We start from the raw sequence: 20,544 nt of genomic DNA on the forward strand, positions 1-20,544 counted from the left end.
CGATGACCGACAAGTTCATTTCCATCGAGGGCATCGCGCGGCGCTATCCCGCCGCGGGCGGTGGCACCACGGCGGTGTTCGAGGATTTCTGGCTGTCGATGGCGCGCGGCGAATTCGGTTGCGTGATCGGCCATTCCGGCTGCGGCAAGACCACGGTGCTCAACATCCTCGCCGGCCTCGACGAGCCGAGCGAAGGCACGGTCATCGTCGACGGCCAGGGCATCGAGGGCACCAGCCTCGACCGCGCCGTGATCTTCCAGAGCCATGCGCTGCTGCCGTGGCGCACAGTGCTCGGCAATGTCGCCTACGCTGTGGGCTCGAAATGGCGCAAATGGGAGCGCGCCCGGGTCAAGGCCCACGCGCAGAAGTTCATCGACCTCGTCGGGCTCTCCGGCTCCGAGCACAAGCATCCGTCCGAACTGTCCGGCGGCATGAAGCAGCGCGTCGGCATCGCGCGGGCGCTGTCGATCACGCCGAAGATCATGCTGATGGACGAGCCGTTCTCGGCGCTCGACGCGCTGACCCGCGGCACGTTGCAGGACGAGGTACGGCGGATCTGCCTGGAGACCGGGCAGACCACCTTCATGATCACCCATGACGTCGACGAGGCGATCTTCCTCGCCGACAAGATTTTCCTGATGACCAACGGCCCCGGGGCGGTGCTGGCCGAGATCGTTGAAAATCCGCTGCCCAGGGAGCGCGGCCGGATCGATCTGCATCGCCATCCCTATTACTATGCGCTGCGCAACCATATCGTCGATTTCCTGGTCAGCCGCAGCAAGAGCTTTGCGGCCGAGGTGACCGGCCACGACCCGCGCCACGTGCCGACGGTGCGGCCCGGCCTCGGCGAGCCGGTGATCGTCTCGCCGCCGCGCGTCGTCGAACCCAATCCCGCGCAAAGTGTTGCGCGCTGAAGCCTGAGGAGGAGACCTGATGAAACGCGAAGACCTCACCGAGAAGCTGCTCGACATCAAGCGCGAGAAGGGTTGGACCTGGAAATATATCTGCGAGAAGATCGGCGGCTATTCCGAGGTGCTGATCACGGGCGCGATCCTTGGCCAGATGAAGCTGACCAAGCCGCAGGCGGCCAATGCCGGCGAATTGTTCGGGCTGTCGAAGGCCGAGATCGCGATGCTCAACGAGACCCCGATGCGCGGCAGCGGCACACCGATGCCGCCCACCGATCCGCTGATCTATCGCTTCTACGAGATGGTGATGGTGAACGGCCCGGCATGGAAGGCGCTGATCGAGGAGGAGTTCGGCGACGGCATCATGTCGGCGATCGACTTCGACATGGCGATGGAGCGTGTCGCCAATCCGAAGGGCGATCGGGTCAAGATCACCATGTCCGGCAAATTCCTGCCGTACAAATACTACGGCGCTAGCGGCAACGTGCCGGAATACGGCTTCAAGGAAGGGTGAGATAACGAACGGCGAGAAGCGAGTGGAATCGGTTTCACTCGCTACTCGCCGTTCGCGTCGATTGAGGCCGCGCGCTCATCGGGCGCGCGGTACGAGATCACAGAATCGCGCGCGGCGCGTAGCTGGCAGCTTCCGGCTTGGCCTTGGCCAGGACATCGACCTGCTCGGCGAAGAAATCGACCTGGGCGCCGGCGTCGCCGGAATTGGCGCGACCCTGTTCCAGCACCAGCTGCAATTCGGCCTCGCTGAGGCCGAGACGCTGATCGGCGGAGAGGCGGTGCAGCAGGTCGTTCTGCACGATCTTGCCAGTGCGCAGGTCGCCGATCGCGGCGACGGCATGCTCCTTGATCGCCTCATGCGCGCCTTCGCGGCCGGCACCCTTCTTCACCGCTTCCATCATCACCGTGGTGGTGAGCAGGAAGGGCAGATAGCGGTTGAGCTCGGTCGCGACCACGGCCTCGAACACTTCCATCTGGTCGAGCACGGTGAGCAGGGTTTCGAGCAGGCCATCCATGGCGAGGAAGGCATCCGGCAGCATCACGCGGCGGACCACCGAGCAGGAGACGTCGCCCTCGTTCCACTGATCGCCGGCGAGGCCGGCGGCCATCGCGAGATAGCCCTTCAGGATCACGTGCAGGCCGTTGATGCGCTCGCAGGAGCGGCTGTTCATCTTGTGCGGCATCGCCGAGGAGCCGACCTGGCCCTTGGCAAAACCTTCGCTTGCGAGTTCATGACCGGCCATCAGGCGGATGGTCTTGGCGAAGTTGCCGGGACCACTGGCGAGCTCGGTGATGATGCTGACCGCGCGGAAGTCGAGGCTGCGCGGATAGACCTGGCCGACGGCATCGAGCGCCTTCGGCAGGCCGAGATGCACGAGGATGTTCTGCTCGAGCGCGCGCGCCTTGCCGGCGTCGCCATTGAACAGGGTGATCTGATCGAGCCGGGTGCCGACCGCGCCCTTCAGGCCGCGCGCCGGATAGGTTTGCAGCACGTTGACCAGGCCCTGATGCGCCAGCAGCATCTCCTCGCCGAACATCGCGATGCGCTTGCCGAGCGTCGTGACCTGCGCGGCGACGTTGTGGGTGCGCGCGGTGAACGGGATGTCGCGCAATTGCTGCGCGCGCCTGGCGAACCGGACCAGTGCGGCGATACTCTTGGTCTCGACCAGCTGCAACGCGCGGTAGACCTGCAACTGCTCGACATTCTCAGTGAGGTCGCGGCTGGTCATGCCCTTGTGCAGGTGCTCATGACCAGCGAGATCGCAGAATTCCTCGATGCGCGCCTTGACGTCGTGGCGGGTGATGCGCTCGCGCTGCATGATCGACTTGAGGTCGATCTGGTCCTTGACCCGCTCGTAGCTCTCGATCACGCCATCGGGCACCGCAATGCCGAGATCGCGCTGGGCCTTCAGGACGGCGATCCAGTAGTCGCGTTCGAGGCGGACTTTGCCTTCGCCGCTCCAGATGGCGCGCATGGCGGGCGAGGCATAACGTTCGGCGAGGACGTTGGAAATGTGATCTTGGGGCATGATCCCGCTCTCTTGGCATTACCTGGTGCCGGCTGCAAGCCGAGAGCTGTCACGGATCGTCGGGAATGCAGGCACCACGGCCCGGGCTTGCGGTGTTGGCGGCACCTTAGCAGATAGTGATCCGCGCCGCCTCAGGCAACCCGAGGCGGCACCGCCATGGATGCAGCGCTGGCTGACGGTCGCCCGCGCTGCTCGCAATCATCAGGCGAGAGCGGACCCGCTGAACGCCGCCCTGACTTCGGCTACCGGGGCCATGTCGCGGACATAGCTGAACGACCCCATGTCCTTCATCTCGCGGGCGGCGCGCAGGAAGGCGTTGAGCGCGTGGCGCTGCATCGCGCCGCCAACACTGATGCGCTTGACGCCGGCGGCCGAGAGCTGGTCGACCGTCAGGGTCGGATCGGCAAAGCCCATCACCAGGTTGAACGGCCGCTGCACCGCCGAGACCACGGTCTTGATGGTGCCGATGTCGTAAAGGCCCGGCGAGTACAGCACGTCGGCGCCGACGGCCTCGAAGGCCTGCAACCTCCTGATGGTGTCGTCGAGGTCCTTACGGCCCCAGAGAAAGTTTTCCGCCCGCGCCGTCAGCGTGAACGGGAAGGGCAGCGCGCGCGCCGCCTCGACGGCCGCCTGCACCCGCTCGACCGCGAGCGAGAAGTCGTAGATCGGATGCTCGCGATCGCCGGTGGAATCCTCGATCGAGCCGCCGACCACGCCGGCTTCGGCCGCGCGTGCGATCGCCTTTGCCGCGGTCGCCGGATCGTCGGCGCCGCAATTCTCGAGATCCGCGTTGACGGGCAAATCAGTGGCCTCCGATATCACCCGGCAATTCTCGATGATGGCATCGAGGCTGATGCCGGACTCGCCGAGCGTGTTGGCGACCCCGAGGCTGGTGGTCGCCAGCGCTTCGAAACCCATGGCCGCGAGCAGCTTCGCGGTTCCGGCGTCCCACGGGTTTGGAATGATGAAGGCGCCGGGCCGCTGATGCAGCGCGCGAAACCGTGCCGCCTTGTCTGCCTGGGTGCGCATTTTGAGCTCCTGTCTGTTCCGGGATCGACTGGCAGCGAGCGATAGGGCGGTTTCATCCATCAGACAAATTTGTTATTTCTCTGGATTACATCAGCTTTTTGCATGAGGAAAACGATGGACAGCGACGCGCTCAACACCTTCCTGGTGGTGCACCGGCGCGGCGCGATCTCGCAGGCTGCGAAGGCGCTGCACCGCTCGCAGCCGGCGATTTCCCGGCGCATTGCGCTGCTCGAGCAGGAACTCGGGGTGCCCTTGTTCGAGCGGATCGCCGGCAAGACCCGGCTCAGCGATGCCGGCCGGGTGATGGTGCCTTATGCCGAACGCGCGGTGGCGGCGGCGCAGGATGCCGAGAACGCGGTGCGCGCGCTCTCGCGCAACAATTCCGGTCCGGTGGCGCTGGCGGTGACCGGCACGCTTGCCGGCGCGCGGCTCTCGACCGTGCTGAAGCGCTTCGCCCGCCAGCATCCGGATGTCGCGCTGACCTTGCGCACCGCGACCAGCGCCGAGGTCAGCGACCTGATCCGGCGCGGCGAGGCGACGATCGGGCTGCGCTATGACCGCGATCGCTCCCGCGAGCTCGATTGCGAGCTGCTGTTCGCCGAGCCGCTTCGGGTGGTCTGCGCGCCGGAGCACAAGCTGGCCGGCCGTCGAATCCGCAGGCTCGTCGAACTCAGGGATGAGCGGTGGATCGCGTTTCCCGAAGTGCCGGGGCGCCGCGAGATCACGGCCTCGCATGTTTTCGCGCTGTTCCTGACCCACGGGCTCGGCGAGATCGCCTGGACGCCGGTCGACAGCCTCACCGCCCAGAAGCGGTTGGTCGAGGCCGGGCTTGGCATCGCGCTATTGTCGGAAAGCAATGCGGCGGAGGAATTGCGCGCCGGCACCATCGCGACGATCCATGTCGGTGATCTCAGCGCAACTCACGAGGTCGTCGCGGTGACGCGGCATGGCGGCTTCCTCAGCGCCGCGTCGCGCCGTCTGCTCGATATCGTCCGCGCCGATTTCACCAAGGCGAGATCGGCGGGCAAGCGCTGAGGACGTAAGGGCGTTTCGTCACCGTTAACGTCGGATGAAGCGGCATGCCGGCCTTTTGCGGGGCAGATTCGGCTTGTTGCAATTGAAGGTCGCTATGAACGCGTCGCGTTCCCTCATTTGCCAAGGATCCGCCATGTCGTCGTCGCCTATGCGCCTCTCCACAGCGGCCATCAGCCTGCTGTTCCTGACCGCGCCAGCGTTCGCCCAGTCGCCGGGCCAGCGTATCATCCTCGAGCAATCCACCGGTCTTGTGCGCCAGGAGGGCTCGGTGCGGGTGCAGAGCAACGTCAACCTCTTCATGGCGGGGCCGACCGGCGACGGCGATGAGGCGCAAAAGCTGCGCGATCGGGCGCGCCGCCTGGTCTACGAGATGGCGGCGCGTGAATGCGATCTGCTGCGGGAAGTCATCGCGAAGGATTGCCGGCTCGAATCGATCAACGTCAATCTCGGCCGGCAATATGGTCAGCAGCAGCAGGAAGGATTCAACGTGAGCGGCTCGATGAGCATGCAGATCACGATGAAATAGCTGCCGCGGGAACCTTAGGTTCCCGCTTTCACCTGCGCTGCCGCCACGGCGAGCAGCTCGTCCATCTTGGCGCGGACGTCGCGCTCGGTGACGGCCTGGCCCTTGGCATTGAGGTCGCCCAGCACCTTCTTCAGCACGTCGCCATCGCCGGCTTCCTCGAAGTCGGCGGCCACCACCTCCTTGGCATAGGCGTTGGCGGCGTCGCCCGTGATGCCGAGCTTCTCGGCGGCCCACAGGCCGAGCAGCTTGTTCCGGCGCGCTTCCGCCTTGAATTTCTGCTCCTCGTCGAGGGCGAACTTCTTCTCGAAACCTTCCTGGCGCTTGTTGAATTCGCTCATGGCTGAAGTTCCAATCCCCTGCTGAATGATGGGCCACCGCTCGTTGCGGCAGCCCCGGTCCCTGCCTAGATAGGAGGGAGGAATCGGCAAGACAACGAGCCGTTAAGCCGCAGGCAAAACTGGCAGAATCGGCGCCTCACGATCGGGCGGTATAAGTGCCCGCCAGGGGGCAGTATTGATTGTGCTGGATGGGCCAATCGGATAGGTTGCCGACAGGCATGGTTCTTGTTCTGTTTCCAGTTGGATCGTCAGGTTCCAGGCCTCCGCGGCAGCTCCGTCGTGGGTCGTAACCCCAAGTTATCCGGAGCACCCAAATTCATGGATTTCAACAAAACACGGTACATCCCAATGAGCCGTCGACGCCGTATTTATGAAGGCAAGGCCAAGGTGCTTTACGAAGGCCCCGAGCCGGGAACCCTGATCCAGCACTTCAAGGACGACGCGACCGCGTTCAATGCCAAGAAACACCAGGTGATCGAGGGCAAGGGCGTCCTCAACAACCGGATTTCGGAGTACCTGTTTCAGCACCTCAACGACATCGGGGTGCCGACCCACTTCATCCGCCGCCTCAACATGCGCGAGCAGCTGATTCGCGAGGTCGAGATCGTGCCGCTCGAGGTGGTGGTGCGGAACGTCGCCGCCGGCTCGCTGTCGCAGCGGCTCGGGATCGAGGAGGGCACCCAGCTGCCGCGCTCGATCATCGAGTTCTACTACAAGAACGACCAGCTCAACGACCCGATGGTGTCGGAAGAGCACATCACCGCCTTCGGCTGGGCCACGCCGCAGGAGATCGACGACATCATGGCGCTGGCCATCCGCGTCAACGACTTCCTGACCGGGCTCTTCCTCGGCATCGGCATCCGCCTCGTCGACTTCAAGATGGAGTGCGGCCGCCTGTTCGAGAACGAGATGATGCGGATCATCGTCGCCGACGAGATCTCGCCGGACTCCTGCCGGCTGTGGGACATCAAGTCGAACGAGAAGCTCGACAAGGACCGTTTCCGCCGCGATTTGGGTGGCTTGCTTGAAGCCTACACCGAAGTGGCAAAGCGGCTCGGCATTCTGATTGAAAACGAGCGTCCGGCCGGCAGCGGCCCGGTGCTGGTGAAGAGCTAGGTTTAAGGGGCAATCGTGAAGGCACGCGTCACTGTCACATTGAAGTCGGGCATCCTCGATCCGCAGGGCAAGGCGATCGAGGGCGCGCTGAAGTCGCTCGGCGTCGATGGCATCGCCAGCGTTCGCCAGGGCAAGGTGTTCGACATCGAGCTCGCCGCGACCGACCAGGCCAAGGCGGAGGCGGCGCTGAAGGCCGCCGCCGACAAGTTGCTGGCGAACACCGTGATCGAGAACTATCGGGTCGAGGTCCTGAGCTAACCGGGGCGAGCCAGATGATTTCAGCCGCTCCTGCGCTTTCTGGCCGCGACCGGACTTTCGCCCGGTCGCTCTCGCTTGCTCTGCTGGCGGTGGCCGGGATTGGCGGTGCCGCGGCCCAGTCGCCGGCGCCGGCACCATCCGCGACCGCGCAGCGGCCGCCGTTTGCGGTCAGCGGCTGGCGCTATGAGCGCCGCGCCGACACGCATTTGTTCCGCTGCGAGCAGCCGCAATGTGGTGCGGGCTCGAAGGTGAGCTACCGGTACTACACCGGCGGAAATCAGATGACGCTGGACCAGTTCCGCGACAGCCAGAACCAGATCATCAAGGCGCTCGAGCAGCGCTCGCCCGGACAGAAGATCACGCTGCTTGGCGTCGATGGCGACAAGGGCGGCGCGGGGCCACGCATGTACAAGGCGCGGCGCCTGACCGTGACGTCCGACGGCGCCAGCGAGTATCAGGTCAGCGGCGTGATGTTTGGCGGGCAAGGCTCGGCCAGCCTGATCAGTTCGGCGCGTGACGAGAAGGCCAGCAACGACAATTACGCAAGATTTGCCGCCGCAGTTAAGCTCGTGCTGGCACCCAAAACCAGGTGATCCGATGAAATCAGCCGTCCTCGTCTTTCCCGGCATCAACCGCGAACGCGACATGGCGCGCGCGCTGAAGCTCGCCTCCGGCAACGAGACCGCAATGGTGTGGCACGCGGAGACCGCGCTGCCCAAAGGCACCGACCTCGTGGTGGTGCCGGGCGGCTTCTCCTATGGCGACTATCTGCGCTGTGGCGCGATCGCGGCGCGTGCGCCCGTGATGGACGCGGTGCGCGACTTCGCCGCCAAGGGCGGGCTCGTGCTCGGCGTCTGCAACGGCTTCCAGATCCTCTGCGAGTCCGGCCTGTTGCCGGGCGTCTTGATGCGCAATGCCGGGCTGAAATTCGTCTGCCGCGACGTGCATATGAAGGTCGAGCGCTCCGACACGCCATTCACCCGTGGCTACAATGCCGGCCAGGTGATCCGCGTGCCGGTGGCGCATGGCGAGGGCAATTACGAGGCGGACGAGGAGACGCTGAAGCGGCTCGAGGGCGAGGGGCGGGTGCTCTATCGCTATTGCTCGGCCGACGGCGTGGTCGATGAAGCCTCCAACTTCAACGGCGCCGCGAATTCGATCGCCGGCATCGTCAGCGAGCGCGGCAACGTGCTCGGCATGATGCCGCATCCGGAAAACCACGTCGAAGAAATCATGGGCTGCACCGATGGCCGCGGCCTGTTCGCCGGGCTGGTCCAGCAGTTCGAGAAGGCGGCGTGATCGCCATAGCGTTTTCGAACGAAGTGAGGACCGGTTCGCGTGAAGAAGGCGCGTCAAGATAGACAATTCGGACGGTGGTTCGCGGCCGCCGCCGCGTTGCTGCTTGCGACGGCAGCACACGCGCAGGACTTCCCGAAGCGTCCGATCACGATGATCGTGCCATTCACGGCCGGGGGCACCTCCGACGTGATCGCGCGCGCGGTCGCCGACCAGATGAGCGCGGCGCTCGGCCAGAGCATCATCATCGAGAATGTCGGCGGTGCCGGCGGTTCGACCGCGCTGACCCGTGCCGCGCGGGCCGAGCCGGACGGCTACACGATCGCGATCGGCAATGCCGGCATCAATGCCGCGACCTACACGATCTACCCAAAACTGTCGTTCACGCCGGACTCCTTCGCGCCGATCGCGGTGGTAGCGAAGACGTTCGGCATCGTGGCGCTGCGCAAGGATTTCCCAGCCAAGGACCTCAAGGACTTCATCGACTACGCCAGGAAGAATCCGGGCAAGGTCAATCTCGGCCATGCCGGCGTCGGCTCGTCGAATTACCTCATCTGCAAGAGCTTCGTGCATGCCGCCGGGATCGACGTGCAACTGGTCGGCTATCGCGGCGCGGCGCTGGCGCTGACGGATGCGATCGGCAGTCAGATCGACGGCGTCTGCGATGCCGCCGCCTCGGTGTCGCAGGCGATCGACGACAAGCTGGTGAAAGCGGTCGTGGTCGGCTCGACCGTGCGGCTCGCGTCATTGCCAGACTTGCCGACCTCGGCCGAGGCCGGACTGCCCGAGTTCGAGGCGCAGGGTTGGAACGGCCTGTTCGCGCCGAAGGGCACGCCGCCCGAGATCATCGCCAGGCTCAATACCGCCGCGCGTGCCGCGGTCGCAAGCGAAGCGGTGAAGAAGCGATTCGCCGATCTGTCGACGGTCGCGCCCGATGCCGATGAACTCGCGCCTGACGTGCTGCAGCAGCTCGTGACCCGCGACGTCACGAAATACCGCACGCTGCTCGCGGACGACAAGAAGTAGCGGCTTTGCGATGCGCGCGGACCATGAACCTGGTCCGCTCCGGCAGACACCAACGCAGGGATAGTCGCTTCCGTTTCATCATCTCGTCACGCTAGCATCTCCCGGATAGCAACCGGGGATTGTTGCCGCGTGTTGGGTACGCTATGACGGAAGCGACTTGGATGATTGGTCTGGTTCGCTGGAATTCGCATGCCCGTCGCATTGGTCATTTTGCTGCTCGACATCACCCTGATCTATCACGCCTCGCGCACCGGGCGCTTGCAGCCCTGGGCCTTCATCATCCTGATGGTGCCGCTGATCGGCGCACTCGCCTACATCGTCGTCGAGCTGATCCCGGAATGGTGGGGTGGACCTGGTGCCGCGCAGGCGCGCAAGCGCGTCGCCAACCGGCTCGATCCGGAGAAGCGGTATCGCGAATTGTCCGACAAGCTTGCGACCTCCGACACGATCGCCAACCGTGCGGCGCTGGCCGCGGAGTGCCAGGCGATCGGCCGTTACGAGGAGGCGGAGAGCCACTACGATCACGTCTTGCAGCGGCCGCAGGGCGACGATCCGGCCTACGCGCTGGCCAAGGCGCAGGCCCAGTTCGGTCGCAAGCAGCCGGCCGAGGCGCTGGCGACGCTCGATGCCTTGCGCGCGCACTGGCCGGATTTCGAATCCGCCGAGGGCCATCTGCTCTATGCACGCTCGCTCGCCGAACTTGGTCGGCTCGACGAGGCGCTGGAAGAATACCAGGCGGTGTCGCAGTATTTTCCCGGCGCCGAGGCGCGGGTCCGTTATGGGCTGTTGTTGCAACTGGTCGGCCGCACCGCCGAGGCGCGCATCGTGTTCAACGAGCTTCTGATCCAGATGCGGCGCGCGCCGAAATATCTGCGTGACGCGCAGGCCGAATGGCTCTCGATCGCCGAGAAGCAATTGTCGGCCTGAGCCTGGACTAGAGCCTTCGCAGCCAGCGCTTGACCGCGTCGGCCGGCACCGTCATGGCGGCGACGCCGCACATGACCAGCACGAGCCCCAGTGCCAGGTTTGACGGCACGGATTCGCCGAGCAGGATCACCGACAATGCGACGCCGATCGGAATCCGCAGATAACCTTGCGCGTTCGTGGTGAGCGTGCCGAGCCGCGTCAGGCACATGTAGAACAGCATCAAGCCGAACGCGCTGGAGAAGATCCCCATGACGACGGTGGCGACCAGCGCCTGCGGCGTCGGGTGCAGCGTCCAGGGATGGTCGACGATCAGGGCGACCGGCAACAGCACGGTGCCGCCGAACAGCAGCGAGCCGGCGGCCACCACCATCGGATCGTAGTCCGACAGCCGCAACCCGAAGATCGTGGCGCAGGCGAACGAGACGGTTGCGAGCAGGATAGCGATCTCGGCCACGATCTCCTTGCCGAAGCCCGAGAGCGCGTCGAGCCCGATGATCGCGATCGTGCCCGCAAGGCCGAGGATCGCGCCAAGCAGCTTGAGCAGCGAGGCGGGCTCGTGCCGGGTGATCGCCCAGGTGATCAGGAAGGCGAAGATCGGCGTCGTCGAGGCCAGCACCACGGTGTTGGACGCCGGCACATAGAGCTGCGCCCAGGTGATCACCAGAAACGGGATCGTCGAGTTGATGGTCTGCTGGAAGGCGAACAGCTTCCAGGCCTTGATGTCGGTCGGGATCCGGATGCCGCGGATCCTGAGCACCACGAGCAGAAAGAAGGCGGCGACCAGCGAGCGCGCCGAGATGAAGGTCACCGGCGGAATCGAGCCGAGCCCGATCTTGGTCAGGGGATAGGTCGAACTCCAGCAGCAGGCCAGCGCCAGCAGCAGCGCGTAGTCGCGCCAGCCACGCGCGCCCGGCGCCGGCGTGGAGGGCGTGATCGCGGGAGCCGTCACGCTGCCCGTCTTGGATGCTTGTTTGAGCATGTTCCGGCTCATGCTCTGGCTGTGCTCTTCGGCACCTTGATGGGCTCCCCGCGCATTGCCGCGCATGGAACTGATACTTCGGGAGCCGACCCGAGGCCAGCGTAGTTTTGCAGCGCTCTGTGTCGTTCAATCCCGCGAGACGGGATTCGAAATGGCCGGCGCGACATCCGCGGAGCCGGACTGTGCGCCGGTATCGGACGTTGCTTCCCACCAGTCGCCGAGCGCGTCGATCAGCGGCACGAGGCGGTGGCCGGCCGGCGCAAGCTGATACTCGACGCGCAGCGGATAGCCTTCGAATTCGGTGCGCTCGACAATGCCGGCGTCCTCCAGCTTGCGAAGCTCCAATGTGAGCATCTTGTGCGAGATGGTCGGGTTGTCGCGGCGCAGGTCGCTGAAGCGCTTGGTGCCCTGTTTCAGATAATAGATCAGCAGCGTCGGCCAGCGGCCGCTCAGGATCTGCATCACTTCCTCGATCGGGCAGCGGGAGACGAGAGATTTCATGGCGGCTCGTGGTTACAAAAAGGTGCGTAATTTACTTCACGGATGTGGCGACTAGGGTCCGGCTCCGCTGCGCAGCGCGATCGTCAGACTTCACCGGAGACCCACATCATGGAACCTATCCTTATCTATGGCTTCCCGCTCGGAAGCTCCATGGGGCTCGTTGCAGCCCTCGAATGGCTGCGCAAGCCCTACCGCCTTTGCCGCGTCGACATGCTCGGCGAAATGCGCGACCCCTCCTACGCGCGGATCAATCCGCGGCATGAGACGCCGGCCTTGGTCACGGACCAGGGCGGGGTGCTCACCGAGAACATGGCGATCGCAAGCTGGCTCGCCGCACGCGATACCGAGCGCCGCATCAGCTTTGAGCCGTTGTCGCCCGAGGCCGACCGGATGCGTCTGCTAATGGCCTTCGTGAACACCGGCTTCACCGCGGCGTTCTCACCGCTGTGGGCGGCGCTGGAGATGAAAACGCCGAACCCGTCGATGCAGTCCGCGCTTCGGCAGTGGGGGCGGGGCAACGTCGTCGAGCGGCACGACAGACTCGAGGAACTGATCGGGGATGCACCGTTCCTGCTCGGTGACCGCCCGGCATTGGCGGACGGGTTGCTGATCGGTGTCGCACGCTGGCTCGAATTCCACGCCGTCGCCGACCGCAATCGCTGGCCGAAACTGGCCGCGCTTCGCGCACGATTGGAGGCCGATCCGGCCGTGATCTACGCGACGGCGCTGGAGTCGGGCGAGCACAGCCCGGGGTCGGGCGCCTGCGTCGGTCACGTTCCGCTTGCCGAGGTGATCGAGCGGTTCGGCACGCCGCGTGCGTGAGGGCTTCCTGGGCTGTGCTTGAGGCGGTGGACGCCGGCCTGGCGTCCACCGCACGGAATTTGCCGAAAGATCTAGCGAAGGATCTCCTTCAGCACCTCGCCATCGACCTGATGCGGCGTCGTGCCCAGCATCCGCATGATGGTCGGCGCGACGTCGATGTTGCGCATGTGGCGCACCACCGTGTCCCGGCGGATCTGTGGTCCCGCGGCGATGAAGGTCGCGCTCATCACCGGGAGTTCGGGGTCGTGACCGTGGGCGCCGTAGAAGTTCGGCATCGACAGCGCGGTGGTCGCCGCGTTGAACGGTGCATCGCCCTGGCGCGCGACGCCGGGATTTTGTACGCCGTCGAAATTGTAGCCGGGCGCCATCAGCGCGAACACGTCGCCATAGTCCTGGCCGACGGTCTTGCTGGTGCACTGTCCGGTGCCGGCGTCGCATTGCAGCGGCCGGGTCTCGACCACGGTGAAGATGCGCTGATCCCTGAGCGAGTAGTTGAAGCGCGCGTTGGGGTCGACCGCGTTCTTCACCGCGTCGGTGATCTGCGCCACCAGGGCGCGGTAGGTCGCCAGATCGACGGTGCCGCCGAGCTCGCGGTTCTGCAAGTTGACGTAGATGTCGGCGGCCGGGCCCGAGGTGCGGATGCCGACCTTGCTGGTGTCGATGCCCGCATTGCGCAGGATGTTGGTCAGATTGACCGAGGTGTGGAACGGCGCGAAGCCGTGATCCGACACCACGACCACGTTGCTGTCGCGGCCCGCCGCGTCGGCGATCTGCTTCACGGCCTTATCGGCAGTCTGATAGGCGAAACGGATGTAGGAGGCGTAACGCTTGACCTTGGCGGGATCCTGGTTGGCACCGATTGAATTCGGGTCAGTGGGGTTGGTGCCCTGGCGCGGATCAGTGAGCAGGAACTGGTGCTCGGAGCCGTCGGGCTGCTCGATATAGACCATCACGAGGTCGGCGTCCGGATGGGTCTTGATCGCGCGCTCGCCGATATTGGCCTGGTAGCGCACGAAGGTCTTCACCATGTCCTCGAACATCGTCTCGATCTCGACGTCGGGGAAGCCGGTGAAGCCGGGGCTCAGGCGCTCAGGAATGCGGAAATCGGCCTGTGGGCGCCAGAAACCGATATTGTTGTTGATGTCGTCGACATCGGCCAGCACCGGCGTGTTGCGCGGGATGTAGTTGGCGCCGTAGCGGGCGAAGCGCACCACCGAGAGATCGGGTGACAGCGCCGAGACGAAGTAGGCGGCACCAACTTTTGCGCCGCTGCCGTCGAAGAAGAACGGCGCGTTCTCGCCGCCGAACTTGACGTAGGCCGGACCGGTCGACGGTGCGTGGAACGGTCCCGCGGTGATGCCGCGGTTGGCGTCGAAGAACACCAGCGTGTCGTAGTTCACCTTGCGGTCGTTGGTGGTGTCGATCGCGGCGACGCGGATCGAATATTTAACGTCGAGCGTCGCGGCGTTGGTGCAGGTCGCCGTCGCCGACGTCGAGCACGAGAACGTCTCGATCGGCGCCGAGGTCACCAGCACCGGGCTGAACGAGAAGTGCCCCGCGGCCTGCAACGCCGCGACGATGCCCGGATCGGTCGCGAAGTCGCTGCGCGACAGCGTGAAGCCCTGAGCGCCGATGCCGCCGAACGCGCCGAACGGTACCGTGAAGTCGGTGACGCGGGTCGGCTGGGCCGGCTGCACCACGGTCTTGTTGATGGAGATGTCGGCGCCGTCGCCGCCGGGCCAGGTCGCGGTGATCACCTTCTTGCCCTGCTGGCGCAGTTGCACCCACAGGGGTTGTGCCGTCGGGTGCGCCGACGGCCCGAGCGGGCTTTCGCTGTAGCCGCCGATCGGCGCCGCAAAGCCGCTGATGCTGCTGGAGATCGGCCCGACGATCGGCTGGAACGTGTTGGAGGGGATGTCGTTGTGGACCGCCGTCGAGCCGGTCGCGATCGCGATGTGTGACACCGCGGTGAGCGACGGCGATGCCGTCACGTTCTGCAACGCCACGGCACCGCGGCGGCTGAGCCGGGCGAGACCGCCGTCACGCGGCAGCACGCCTTCCTCGATGAACTTCTGGATGAAATCCGGTTTGGCGCCGTCGAGCGAGATCATCACCACGCGCGGCTTGCGGCCATGATGATCGACATCATGGTCTTGATCCTGGTCCTGATCGTGATCGCGCGACTGGCCGGGACCGCGATCGCCATTGTCGCCGTCCTGGCCGGCGCGCGCAGGAGTTGCAACACATGCCAATGATGCGATCAGCCACGCCGCCGACGTGGCGGAAACGAACGTCTTCAATTTCATGAGAATGCCCCAAGCTCGCGGCGCGGACGCGCACAAACGGAAACCGTTCAGCAATCTTCCGAGGCTTGGCTGACGTGCATGTGACGTGCGCGCGACGAGGCAACGACAGTGCGTCGTTGCGTCACAACCGGATTGATATCGCTTCACACCAAGAACGCGCGTGAACACAACGCGCTGGCGCTCTGGTTTGGATTCATCCGTGCGGATGTAACGGCCGGATGACGACGCGCGTCCACCGAAACGTTGGCGTGAAGGCCACGCGTCAAAGGCAACAGCGAGAGCTCCGCTCCGATTCAATCGGAGCGGGAGAAGCCCTTGCGCGCGCTATGCCGTGGTCGCTGCCGGCGCCTTGCGCTTGATCCGCTTGATGGTGCCGGAGAAGGCGAACAGAGGTCGCCCCGCCGATGTCAGCATGCCTCGCACGAAGATCAGCGATCCACCCGCGCGGGTGACCTCGCCGGCGCACTCGATCAGGTCCCCCTCGCGGGCCGCGTCGAGGAATTCCGAGCCGAACGAGACCGTGACACCCGGGCCCTGGAGCACGGGGCTCGCGAGCGCGAACAGGCAGTAATCGGCAAAGGTCATGAGGCAGCCGCCATGGACGTTGCCGGAGCCGTTGAGATGCTTCTTGCCGACCCGGAACGCGCAGGCGATGCGGCCGTTTTCGTCCATCCGGTGGTAAAATGGGCCGGTATGGCTCTCGAAGTTGTCCCGGGTCCAGGTTCGCCAGCCGGCGAACTCGCCCTCGGTCTCGACGTGCAGGTCGGGGCGGCGGTTGAATGCGGTCTTGAGTGCGGTGTCGGCGAGCTCGTTCACGAGATTGGCCTTCAATTGTCGGGTTCGGGTTCTTAAATCCGATCCATCCCCGTTGTGCAAATCCCAGTGCAATTCCCGGGCCGGCCGCGGCCCCCGCAAAGCTCTGGACAGGCCGGAAATGCCCCGTAAAAGGCCTTTTCGCCCCCGTTCGATCTACCTATTAAGGGTCCCATGACCGCGCCCAAGAACGACCTGAAGAACGAGCCCCAGATCACCCCCGAACTCGTCGCCGCCCACGGGCTGAAGCCAGACGAGTACGAGCGCATCCTCAAGCTGATCGGGCGGGTTCCGACCTTCACCGAACTCGGCATCTTCTCGGCGATGTGGAACGAGCATTGCTCGTACAAGTCGTCGCGGATCCATCTGCGCGGACTGCCGACCAAGGCCCCCTGGGTGATCCAGGGCCCCGGCGAGAATGCCGGCGTGATCGATATCGGCGACGGCCAGGCCGTGGTCTTCAAGATGGAGAGCCACAACCACCCGAGCTACATCGAGCCGTACCAGGGCGCGACGACAGGCGTCGGCGGCATCCTGCGCGACGTCTTCACCATGGGCGCGCGGCCGATCGCCTGCCTGAACGCGCTGAGCTTCGGCGCGCCCGAGCATCCCAAGACCCGGCACCTGGTCTCCGGCGTGGTCGCGGGTGTCGGCGGCTATGGCAATTCGTTCGGCGTGCCGACGGTCGGTGGCCAGGTGCGCTTCCACACCCGCTATGACGGCAACATCCTGGTCAACGCGATGGCGGTCGGCCTCGCCGACGCCGACAAGATCTTCTACGCGGCGGCCTCGGGCGTGAACATGCCGATCGTCTACCTCGGCTCCAAGACCGGCCGCGACGGCATCCACGGCGCCTCGATGGCCTCGGCCGAATTCGACGACGCCTCCGAGGAGAAGCGCCCGACCGTGCAGGTCGGCGATCCCTTCGCCGAGAAGTTGCTGCTCGAAGCCTGCCTTGAGATCATGGCAGCTGATTGCGTGATCGCGATCCAGGACATGGGCGCGGCGGGCCTGACCTGCTCGGCGGTCGAGATGGGCGCCAAGGGCGACCTCGGCGTCGAGCTTGATCTCAGCGCGGTGCCGACCCGCGAGACCGGCATGAGCGCCTACGAGATGATGCTCTCGGAAAGCCAGGAGCGCATGCTGATGGTGCTCAAGCCCGAGAAGGAGCAAGAGGCCGAGGCGATCTTCCGCAAATGGGGGCTCGATTTCGCCATCGTCGGCTACACCACGCCGACCAAGCGCTTCGTCGTCAAGCATGGCGGCGACGTGATGGCCGACCTGCCGATCAAGGAACTTGGCGACGAGGCGCCGGTCTATGACCGTCCGCATGTCGCCTCGAACGCACTGCCTGTGATCCGCGGCCAGGACGTCAAGCCGCCGCTCGGCATCGCCGCGGCGCTGGAGAAGCTGATCGGCACGCCCGAACTGTGCTCGAAGCGCTGGGTGTGGGAGCAATACGACCACGTCATCCTCGGTAACACCATGCAGCGTCCCGGTGGCGATGCCGCCGTAGTCCGGGTCGAGGACGGGCCGAAGGGGCTTGCGCTCACCGTCGACGTCACGCCGCGCTATTGCGAGGCCGATCCGTTCGAGGGCGGCAAGCAGGCGGTGGCGGAAGCGTGGCGCAACATCACCGCGGTCGGCGGCCGGCCGCTCGCGATCACCGACAATCTCAATTTCGGCAACCCCGAGCGGCCCGAGATCATGGGCCAGTTCGTCGGCTGCCTGAAGGGCATCGCGGAAGCCTGCGTTGCGTTGGACTTCCCGGTCGTGTCCGGCAACGTCTCGCTCTACAACGAGACCAACGGCCGCGGCATCCTGCCGACCCCCTCGATCGGCGGTGTCGGCCTGCTCGACGATTTCACCAAGTCGGCGACCCTGGCATTCAAGGCGGCCGGCGAGGCGATTCTCCTGGTTGGCGACGCCCAAGGCTGGCTCGGCCAGTCGGTCTATCTGCGCGACGTGTGCGGCCGCGAGGAGGGTGCTCCGCCGCCGGTCGATCTGGCCACCGAAAAGCGCAATGGCGACGTGGTCCGCGGCATGATCCGGGCCGGCACCGCGACCGCGGTGCATGACGTCTCCGACGGCGGCCTTCTGATCGCGCTTGCCGAGATGGCGATCGCCAGCGGCATCGGCGCGCAACTCCTGGCGGCGCCGTCCTCGATCGTGCCGCATGCCTATTGGTACGGCGAGGATCAGGCCCGCTATATCGTTACCGTGCCTGCCGCCGACGCCGGCCTCGTGCTGGCCAAGATGAAGGGTGCCGGCGTGCCCTGCGCCCGGATCGGCACCACCGGCGGCGACGCCATCGCGGTGGTCGGCGAGCCGCCGGTCGCAGTGGAGACGCTCGCGCGCGCCTTCGAGCACTGGCTGCCGAACTACATGCGCAGCACCGCGGCCTGAGCCTGATCCGGCAGGGCCAGGCGCTGCGGCGCAAAGCGACGATCTCAATAGCGCGATGAATCCTTCATCGCGCTATTTCGTTGTGTGCGAGCCTGATCGCTTCCGACCGGACGCTAGGTCGCGCCGCGGATCGCGCGCCACGCGAAGATAATGATGCAGGCGCCGATGAATCCGGCGATCAGATAGCTGAGCCATCCACCACCGAGCGATACGCCGAGCAGACCCAGCAGCCAGTTCGCCAGCGCGGCGCCGACGATGCCGAGGATGATGTTCATGAGGATACCGGTACCGGACTTCATGATCATCTCGGCGAGCCAGCCGGCCAATCCGCCGACGATGATAGCGGCGATCCATCCAACTTGAGGGTCGTTCATCTCGGGACTCCCTAGGGGTCAAGCAGTCCGGCCAGCATAACCCAGAATCACCCGGCCGGATGTGACCAATGGCAGGGTGTGCGCAACTTGTCGGTGATATCGTCCGGTCTCAGCCCTGCCGCTTGCGCCGTTCGGCGGCCGTGATCAGGACGCGCGGACCTGGACCCTGGGTGCCGAGCTTGTCCTCGCCATTGCGTAGCGGGCAGTCAGTCAGCGACAGGCAGCCGCAGCCGATGCAGCTGAACAGCTTGTCACGGAGGTCGGTGAGATCACTGATGCGTTGTTGCAGCGCCTCGGTCCAGGCGCGCATCGCGCGCTCCCATTCACGCATCGTCGGGGCGCGATCGAGCGGGATCGCGGCGAAGGTCTGCTTGATCTCCTCGAGCGGGATCCCGGCGCGTTGCGCGATCCGGATCACCGCGATGCGCCGCAGCACGCCGCGCATGTAGCGGCGCTGATTGCCGCCGGTCCGCCGGCTCGCGATCAGCCCTTTGCTCTCGTAGAAGTGAAGGGTGGAGACGGCAAGGCCGCTGCGTCGCGCCACTTCGCCGACCGAAAGCTCCTGCGCCATCGTCATTTTTCTGAAGTCCTGGATTAGAAGTCTTGCAGGCCGCCAGCCTTGACCTCAACCATACTTGAGGTTCTATAACAGGTGCGGGCTTGCAGGGGCAAGCTTCCGGCCGTGCCGCCGGGGTTCGTTCTTGGAAGCGATATGCCGTCCGCATCACTCTCGTCGCGCCGTTGGCTGGGGCTTCGTGCCAAGCCGTTCGGCATCACCGTCCTGTTGTTGGCTTGTGCTGCCGGCGCGCTGGCCGTCTGGCGTGGTGGCGGGGCCGTCGCGAAACCGACCGCTGAATCGCCGCCGACGCCGGTGGCCGCGATGGTGGTGCGGACCGAGACCTTGCCGCGGTCGATCGAGGCGATCGGCTCGTTGCAGGCGGTGCGGCAGGTGATTCTGGCCCCCGAGGTTGCCGGTCGCGTCACCGCGATCAATTTCGATGCCGGCACCGACGTCACCGCGGGTGCACCGTTGGTGCAACTCTATGACGCGCCGCTGCGCGCCTCGCGTGCGGTCGCGGTCTCCAAGGGGCGTTTCGCGCAATTGCAGGAGAAGCGTTCGCAGGGGCTTGCGCCGTCCGGCTTCGTGACCCAGGAGACCCTGCAACAGCGGCAGGAGGACCTGAAGCAGGCCGACGCCTCGGTCGAGCAACTCGATGCGCAGATCGCGCAGATGACGATCCGCGCGCCGTTCGCGGGCCAGATCGGCCTGCGCAAGGTCAACCTCGGCCAATACGTCAACGCCGGCGATGCGCTCGCCACGCTGACCGCGCTCGACCAACTCTATGCCAATTTCACCGTTCCGCAGCAGCGCCTGTCAAATCTGAAGGTGGGAGGCGCGGTGACGGTCCGTACCGACGCTTTCCCCGATCGGGTGTTCGAGGCCAAGATCAACGCCATCGAACCGCAGGTCGCCGAGGACACCCGCAATGTCCTCGTGCAAGCCCTGTTCGACAATCCCGACCGGCTGCTGCGGCCGGGCCTGTTCGTGATGGTCAACGTCGTGCTGCCACCGCAGCCCGACGCCATCGTGGTGCCTGTGACCGCGATCCAGACCAGCGCGTCGGGCGAGAGCGTCCTGGTGGTGCGCGACAACAAGGCGATCGGCGTCGCGGTCAAGACCGGGCAGCGCATCGGCGAGCGCGTGGTGGTCGAGCAGGGGCTGTCACCGGGCGATCATATCGTGACCTCGGGCCAGCTCCGCGTCATGCCCGGCGCGGCCGTCCAGATGACGATGGCGGAGACGCCGGAGAAGGGCCGCTAACCCGCGCGGCATGCGGCCAA

General features: G+C 65.5%; 22 protein-coding genes. 13 read left to right on the plus strand and 9 right to left on the minus strand.

Features of this window, described 5'->3' with window-relative positions; all coding sequences use genetic code 11:
* The first annotated feature begins 2 nt into the window (after window positions 1-2).
* Both B2W55_RS13095 and cynS read left to right on the plus strand, forming a co-directional pair.
* A complete protein-coding gene (locus B2W55_RS13095) occupies window positions 3-914 on the plus strand; it encodes an ABC transporter ATP-binding protein (protein WP_024582630.1) in 912 nt (303 codons plus the stop codon).
* A 19-nt stretch (window positions 915-933) separates the two neighbouring features.
* Entirely contained in the window at window positions 934-1,422 is a 489-nt protein-coding gene (cynS, locus tag B2W55_RS13100) for a cyanase (RefSeq protein ID WP_024582629.1), read from the plus strand.
* Window positions 1,423-1,519: 97 nt separating this feature from the next.
* On the opposite strand, the gene purB is transcribed toward cynS, so the two are convergent.
* Window positions 1,520-2,953: an adenylosuccinate lyase gene (gene purB, locus B2W55_RS13105; RefSeq protein ID WP_371412481.1), complete on the minus strand. Its 1,434-nt coding sequence runs from the start codon at window positions 2,951-2,953 to the stop codon at window positions 1,520-1,522.
* A gap of 198 nt (window positions 2,954-3,151) precedes the next feature.
* Window positions 3,152-3,979: an isocitrate lyase/PEP mutase family protein gene (locus B2W55_RS13110; RefSeq protein WP_024582627.1), complete on the minus strand. Its 828-nt coding sequence runs from the start codon at window positions 3,977-3,979 to the stop codon at window positions 3,152-3,154.
* A gap of 114 nt (window positions 3,980-4,093) precedes the next feature.
* Between B2W55_RS13110 and B2W55_RS13115 the strand changes: the two genes are divergently transcribed.
* A complete protein-coding gene (locus B2W55_RS13115; RefSeq protein ID WP_024582626.1) occupies window positions 4,094-5,014 on the plus strand; it encodes a LysR family transcriptional regulator in 921 nt (306 codons plus the stop codon).
* A 94-nt stretch (window positions 5,015-5,108) separates the two neighbouring features.
* Complete coding sequence (locus B2W55_RS13120) at window positions 5,109-5,540, plus strand: hypothetical protein (protein ID WP_244442246.1); 432 nt, start codon at window positions 5,109-5,111, stop codon at window positions 5,538-5,540.
* 14 nt (window positions 5,541-5,554) lie between these two features.
* Here the strand turns inward: B2W55_RS13120 and B2W55_RS13125 are convergent, their stop codons facing one another.
* The gene (locus tag B2W55_RS13125) at window positions 5,555-5,878 is read right to left on the minus strand and encodes a DUF1476 domain-containing protein (RefSeq protein WP_024582624.1); all 324 of its coding nucleotides are present in this window, start codon (window positions 5,876-5,878) and stop codon (window positions 5,555-5,557) included.
* 348 nt (window positions 5,879-6,226) lie between these two features.
* Here B2W55_RS13125 and purC point away from each other — a divergent pair, with 348 nt between their 5' ends.
* From purC to B2W55_RS13155, 6 genes are all read left to right on the plus strand, one after another.
* Window positions 6,227-6,994, plus strand: a complete 768-nt coding sequence (gene purC, locus B2W55_RS13130; RefSeq protein ID WP_016843454.1) for a phosphoribosylaminoimidazolesuccinocarboxamide synthase — start codon at window positions 6,227-6,229, stop codon at window positions 6,992-6,994.
* A 15-nt stretch (window positions 6,995-7,009) separates the two neighbouring features.
* Window positions 7,010-7,252 carry a phosphoribosylformylglycinamidine synthase subunit PurS gene (gene purS / locus B2W55_RS13135; protein ID WP_024582623.1) on the plus strand — a complete coding sequence of 81 codons (243 nt, stop codon included), beginning with the start codon at window positions 7,010-7,012 and terminating at the stop codon, window positions 7,250-7,252.
* 14 nt (window positions 7,253-7,266) lie between these two features.
* Window positions 7,267-7,845, plus strand: a complete 579-nt coding sequence (locus B2W55_RS13140; protein WP_024582622.1) for a hypothetical protein — start codon at window positions 7,267-7,269, stop codon at window positions 7,843-7,845.
* 4 nt (window positions 7,846-7,849) lie between these two features.
* A complete protein-coding gene (gene purQ, locus B2W55_RS13145; RefSeq protein ID WP_024582621.1) occupies window positions 7,850-8,551 on the plus strand; it encodes a phosphoribosylformylglycinamidine synthase subunit PurQ in 702 nt (233 codons plus the stop codon).
* A 39-nt stretch (window positions 8,552-8,590) separates the two neighbouring features.
* Window positions 8,591-9,574, plus strand: a complete 984-nt coding sequence (locus B2W55_RS13150) for a tripartite tricarboxylate transporter substrate-binding protein (protein ID WP_024582620.1) — start codon at window positions 8,591-8,593, stop codon at window positions 9,572-9,574.
* A gap of 189 nt (window positions 9,575-9,763) precedes the next feature.
* Complete coding sequence (locus tag B2W55_RS13155; protein WP_024582619.1) at window positions 9,764-10,501, plus strand: tetratricopeptide repeat protein; 738 nt, start codon at window positions 9,764-9,766, stop codon at window positions 10,499-10,501.
* A gap of 7 nt (window positions 10,502-10,508) precedes the next feature.
* Here B2W55_RS13155 and B2W55_RS13160 read toward each other — a convergent pair whose 3' ends face one another.
* Both B2W55_RS13160 and B2W55_RS13165 read right to left on the minus strand, forming a co-directional pair.
* Window positions 10,509-11,480, minus strand: coding sequence for a DMT family transporter (locus B2W55_RS13160; RefSeq protein WP_024582618.1), 972 nt, complete (start codon window positions 11,478-11,480; stop codon window positions 10,509-10,511).
* A 126-nt stretch (window positions 11,481-11,606) separates the two neighbouring features.
* Entirely contained in the window at window positions 11,607-11,981 is a 375-nt protein-coding gene (locus tag B2W55_RS13165; RefSeq protein WP_024582617.1) for a winged helix-turn-helix transcriptional regulator, read from the minus strand.
* A 108-nt stretch (window positions 11,982-12,089) separates the two neighbouring features.
* Between B2W55_RS13165 and B2W55_RS13170 the strand changes: the two genes are divergently transcribed.
* On the plus strand, window positions 12,090-12,803 hold the full coding sequence (locus B2W55_RS13170; protein WP_024582616.1) for a glutathione S-transferase family protein: 714 nt from the start codon (window positions 12,090-12,092) through the stop codon (window positions 12,801-12,803).
* Between the two features lie 71 nt (window positions 12,804-12,874).
* On the opposite strand, the gene B2W55_RS13175 is transcribed toward B2W55_RS13170, so the two are convergent.
* Both B2W55_RS13175 and B2W55_RS13180 read right to left on the minus strand, forming a co-directional pair.
* Window positions 12,875-15,109, minus strand: coding sequence for an alkaline phosphatase family protein (locus B2W55_RS13175; protein WP_024582615.1), 2,235 nt, complete (start codon window positions 15,107-15,109; stop codon window positions 12,875-12,877).
* Window positions 15,110-15,433: 324 nt separating this feature from the next.
* A complete protein-coding gene (locus B2W55_RS13180; RefSeq protein ID WP_024582614.1) occupies window positions 15,434-15,925 on the minus strand; it encodes a PaaI family thioesterase in 492 nt (163 codons plus the stop codon).
* A gap of 192 nt (window positions 15,926-16,117) precedes the next feature.
* On the opposite strand from B2W55_RS13180, the gene purL reads away from it, so the two are divergent.
* Complete coding sequence (gene purL, locus B2W55_RS13185) at window positions 16,118-18,328, plus strand: phosphoribosylformylglycinamidine synthase subunit PurL (protein ID WP_024582613.1); 2,211 nt, start codon at window positions 16,118-16,120, stop codon at window positions 18,326-18,328.
* Between the two features lie 113 nt (window positions 18,329-18,441).
* Here purL and B2W55_RS13190 read toward each other — a convergent pair whose 3' ends face one another.
* Together B2W55_RS13190 and soxR are read right to left on the minus strand one after the other, a co-directional pair.
* Window positions 18,442-18,702 (minus strand): GlsB/YeaQ/YmgE family stress response membrane protein, encoded by a 261-nt coding sequence (locus tag B2W55_RS13190; protein ID WP_024582612.1) that lies wholly within the window; start codon window positions 18,700-18,702, stop codon window positions 18,442-18,444.
* A 109-nt stretch (window positions 18,703-18,811) separates the two neighbouring features.
* Window positions 18,812-19,279, minus strand: coding sequence for a redox-sensitive transcriptional activator SoxR (soxR, locus tag B2W55_RS13195; protein WP_024582611.1), 468 nt, complete (start codon window positions 19,277-19,279; stop codon window positions 18,812-18,814).
* Between the two features lie 135 nt (window positions 19,280-19,414).
* Here soxR and B2W55_RS13200 point away from each other — a divergent pair, with 135 nt between their 5' ends.
* On the plus strand, window positions 19,415-20,524 hold the full coding sequence (locus B2W55_RS13200) for an efflux RND transporter periplasmic adaptor subunit (RefSeq protein WP_024582610.1): 1,110 nt from the start codon (window positions 19,415-19,417) through the stop codon (window positions 20,522-20,524).
* The last annotated feature ends 20 nt before the right edge of the window (window positions 20,525-20,544 follow it).

Source organism: Bradyrhizobium sp. UBA2491 (assembly GCF_002341725.1).
Taxonomy (GTDB): Bacteria; Pseudomonadota; Alphaproteobacteria; order Rhizobiales; family Xanthobacteraceae; genus Bradyrhizobium.